Here is a 3,800-nt window from a genome sequence, read left to right as displayed (position 1 = left end):
GCTTATTCAGCAAACCGCTTTCATCCAAAGGGCCAATCAACACCACCCGCGCAAAGTTGGAACGCTGCGCCTCAACCCGCGTACATAACCGCGCCGCCAGCGTACTTTTCCCCAGTCCCCCCATCCCCGCAATAAATACGCCGATGTAGTCGCTAGTTTCCCGCAACGCCCGCAGACACCGTTGCAAAGGTCGTCTGCGTCCCACAAATTCATACCGACTAGCAACTTTAATTTGATTCTGCTCATCGAGAAATTCTTGCTCTGGGACTGTAAACTTCAGCTTTTCGCGCTTTGGCGTTCTCAGTGGTGTCACCAGTTCTGCAATATCTCGCGTATCCCGATACACCCGCAACAAATGCCAGTCGGTGCGTTCTTGGTCAATCATCTCCTGCTGCGCCGCTTTCACAGCCGCTTCCACAGTCGCCCCCGTCGCTAAAGCTTGATAAAGTGCCTGTGCTGCCACAATAGCTGTGTTATCTAACACCGGACGCGCCCAGCCTAAAACCATACCCGCCCCCGCTTTCACCAACGCCTGCGCCATTGAGGGTACTGTCCCCTTGTTGGGAACCTGTCCCGTATGACAGCCAGAAAGAAAAGTTACACGCGGCCAGCGTCCGCGAAAGGCTTTAGCTAAGTCGTTGACGGTGGTAAGTTGCAAATTCCCCACCTCATCTTCAGTAATAAAGCAGGGTGTATTATCTGGAAGGGTTGCCCCGTTGGGTAGCAAAAAGCCGTAGTCTTTTTTGGTATAAATTATCCCGTGTCCCGTGAGGTGAAAGACATCAAAATAATCTTCTGGGTAGGATTTCACCAAATTGGCTAACTCTGCAACCGAGCCACTTTCCTCAACAATCAACGCTAACGGCTGATCCTTGGTTGCTTGCAAAATATTCGCTTCTTCTCGCTCAAATCCCAACGGCGGAACTCGCGAATCTTCTGGCGCAGTCGCCATAAACAGCAACCTTAACGGGCGATTTTGCACGCCAATGATTTGGGTTTGACGCTGCTGCACAGCACGCACAGGTAACACAGAAATATCCCGGCGTTCAACTAAAAACCCATTACCATCATGTAGCAATTCCCAAGGTAAATGCGCCAACCCCAACGCCACCCGTTCGGTATCTGCGTTTAACCCCTGCGCTTCACTAGTTTGAATTAAATCTAAATAAATCGTTTGCTCATCCGCCTTATCCAGCGCCCTTCTCAACCAGCCTTCCTTCCCATCCAGCCATTGATAAAGCTGCCGTCCCAACTGGATGAGATAAGGTAAGCGGTCTGTTTGTTGAGTGTAGTAATTTTGCTCACACAAATCAATGAGTGCTGCCATCTCCGTTTTATCTAGGCGACGTGAACCATAATCACATCGCAGTTCAAAGGTTTGCTGTTGACTCAGGGCAAAGGTAAAGTTTAGGGGCATGGCTGGCAGCAGTAGACTCTACAATAATCTTCACCGTGTTCTCAGTGAATTCCAAACGTCAATCGTAGATCTAGCAACCGCCCAAAGGCTACATTTCTATGGACTGGTTCGCCAGTAGAGCAGGTTGCAAATAAATGAGGTACACAACTGGAGAATTAAATATTAGAAATTCTTCTTCTCCCTCCTGCCTCAAAATCAATTACTCTGTACCTCATGCAAATAAAAACTGCTGTATGGAGATTTCCCTGTTGCCTGTTGCCCCTTCCCTGTTTCCTCTTAAATTGTTTGTATACAGATGCGATCGCTAGTTAAATTGTATCTGGGTCAATATTTAATTCTCGCAGTTTGGCTGCCAAGCGTTCTGCGCGTTGAGTTTCTTGTTCTGCGCGTTGAGTTTCCTGTTCTGCGACTTCTTCAGGTGTGGGCACTAATTGCCCTGAGGGTGTAAAAAAACGCAATAATCCCTCATGAATTCCCAAATATAAATTTAGCTGTTGGCTCCACAAATGTCCTTGAGGATTTGGTTCTAGGGATTGGTACTTACCATCTACTAAATGAAAGCCTGCAAATTCTAAAGTATCTGGATCGAACCAAAAATAATCAGGGGTGCGAAAGGTATCTTGGTAAATTTGTTTTTTTAAATCTTTGTCAGTATTAGCAGTTTTTGGCGAAAGGATTTCAACAATTACATGCGGATATTTCCCATCTTCTTGCCAAACTACCCAACTTTTACGAGTTTTCCGTTCAGTTCCTAAGACAACAAAAAAATCTGGTCCGCGAAAGTCTTCAGATTTGCGTTGGTTTGGACTGTAGTAGATAGTCAGATTACCAGCCGTGTAAAAATCTTTTCTGTCCCGCCACAACCATTCCAGGCATTTCAGCAGTAGGATTATCTGTCGTAGATGCAGTTCCGTTTCCAAGGGAGGCTCATCGCTATATAAATCACCTGGAGGAAAGATAACATCTTCTGGGATATCCTGACGAGTGTCGAAGTCTTGAGCAATAGACATGGCAAGGGTTAGGCAAACTGGCTATGTGTTTAGTGTAGTTGGGATTAGCTGTGATGGGGTTGGATTGAAGCAGTAATTTGAGGACTGCGATCGCTATACTACTGGCAGTACCAATAGCTTTGATCGCGATGGTGAAAAATCAATGGGTGCAACAATTATTATTTTTGTGATCATTGGATTAATTGTCGCTGGGATTCTGCTCAGTCCTCACCTTACTAAACAGCGCAGAAATCGGATTAAATATCGGGCTTTCCCGCTACTTTGGCAAGCAATTATTGAGAATAATCTTCCTATCTACTTAAATCTTGCTCCTGATGAACGTCGAAGACTTCAGGGACATATTCAAGTATTCTTGGCAGAAAAACAGTTCATCGGGTGTAAAGGATTGCAGGTAACCGAAGAAATGAAATTAACCATTGCATCTGTTAGCTGTTTGCTGTTACTCAATGAGAGAGGCGAATACTTCCCGAAACTGCGTTCAATTTTGATTTATCCCAGCACTTATTTGGTAAATCAAACCGTCGCCACCGGAGATTATGTTGTTGAAGAAAGGCGAGAAGCAAGACTCGGAGAATCATGGAGTCGCGATCAAGTAGTACTGTCTTGGGAACAGGTGCAACAAGACATTCACAACTGGAAGGATGGACATAACGTTGTGCTGCATGAATTCGCCCATCAATTGGATCAAGAGGATGGGAAGGCGGAAGGTGTGCCAATATTGCCACGAAAATCAGACTATCCGATTTGGGCACAGGTGATGACAGCAGAATATCAGCAACTCTGCAATGATGTAGAACAAAATGTCAAAAGTGTCATGGATAGCTATGGCGCAACTAAGCCGGCAGAGTTTTTTGCTGTAGCTACTGAAACATTTTTTGAGAAACCTCACCAGTTACTACAGAAGCATCCAGCACTATATGAGCTACTGCAACGCTACTATCAAGTAAATCCTGGGCAATGGGTTCAGGATTGATAGATGTCATTGCGAGTGCAACGTAAATTTTATGAAAAAACGATATTAGCTCTCGTTATCGATTATCAAGCTATAAGGCCAAATTAAAGCTTTGAGTAAGCACCCAAATTTTGAGACTAAATTTGCTGCCCAAACAATCGGAAAGTTAGTATATTCGTCAAATTCGCGAAGTTTATTATTGAGTTGTAGCCATTGGATAATGGCTCCCAAAAGATAAGAATAAATTGCAATCAATACCCAGATTGACATATAAAAGGGTTTCCTTGATTTATAGTAAATATGACAATATAGGAACTTTTAGGTAATAAATTAAACTGTTTACAGCAAATTTCAAGTTAGCGAAGTACAGATCCTAAGCCTCAAACCTAAGCATAAAGACTGTTTTACTTCTGAATTCTGA

At 44.2% G+C, this 3,800-nt stretch carries 3 protein-coding genes; 1 reads left to right on the top strand and 2 read right to left on the bottom strand.

The window, feature by feature from the left end; all coding sequences use genetic code 11:
• A partial coding sequence (locus BV372_RS29680; RefSeq protein ID WP_143845380.1) for a CHAT domain-containing protein occupies positions 1-1,417 on the bottom strand: 1,417 nt, incomplete at its 3' end.
• A 308-nt stretch (positions 1,418-1,725) separates the two neighbouring features.
• A complete protein-coding gene (locus BV372_RS29675) occupies positions 1,726-2,427 on the bottom strand; it encodes a Uma2 family endonuclease (RefSeq protein WP_086690309.1) in 702 nt (233 codons plus the stop codon).
• Between the two features lie 142 nt (positions 2,428-2,569).
• Here BV372_RS29675 and BV372_RS29670 point away from each other — a divergent pair, with 142 nt between their 5' ends.
• Entirely contained in the window at positions 2,570-3,400 is an 831-nt protein-coding gene (locus BV372_RS29670; protein ID WP_086690307.1) for a zinc-dependent peptidase, read from the top strand.
• Positions 3,401-3,800 lie beyond the last annotated feature (400 nt).

It is taken from the genome of Nostoc sp. T09, from assembly GCF_002154695.1.
Lineage (GTDB): Bacteria > Cyanobacteriota > Cyanobacteriia > Cyanobacteriales > Nostocaceae > Aulosira.
This window is presented reverse-complemented; position numbering and strand designations above follow the sequence as displayed.

Coding starts and splice junctions, on each gene's coding strand:
- BV372_RS29675 (WP_086690309.1), bottom strand. CDS start 2,427: ATGTCTATTGCTCAAGACTTCGACACTCGTCAGGATATCCCAGAAGAT.
- BV372_RS29670 (WP_086690307.1), top strand. CDS start 2,570: ATGGGTGCAACAATTATTATTTTTGTGATCATTGGATTAATTGTCGCT.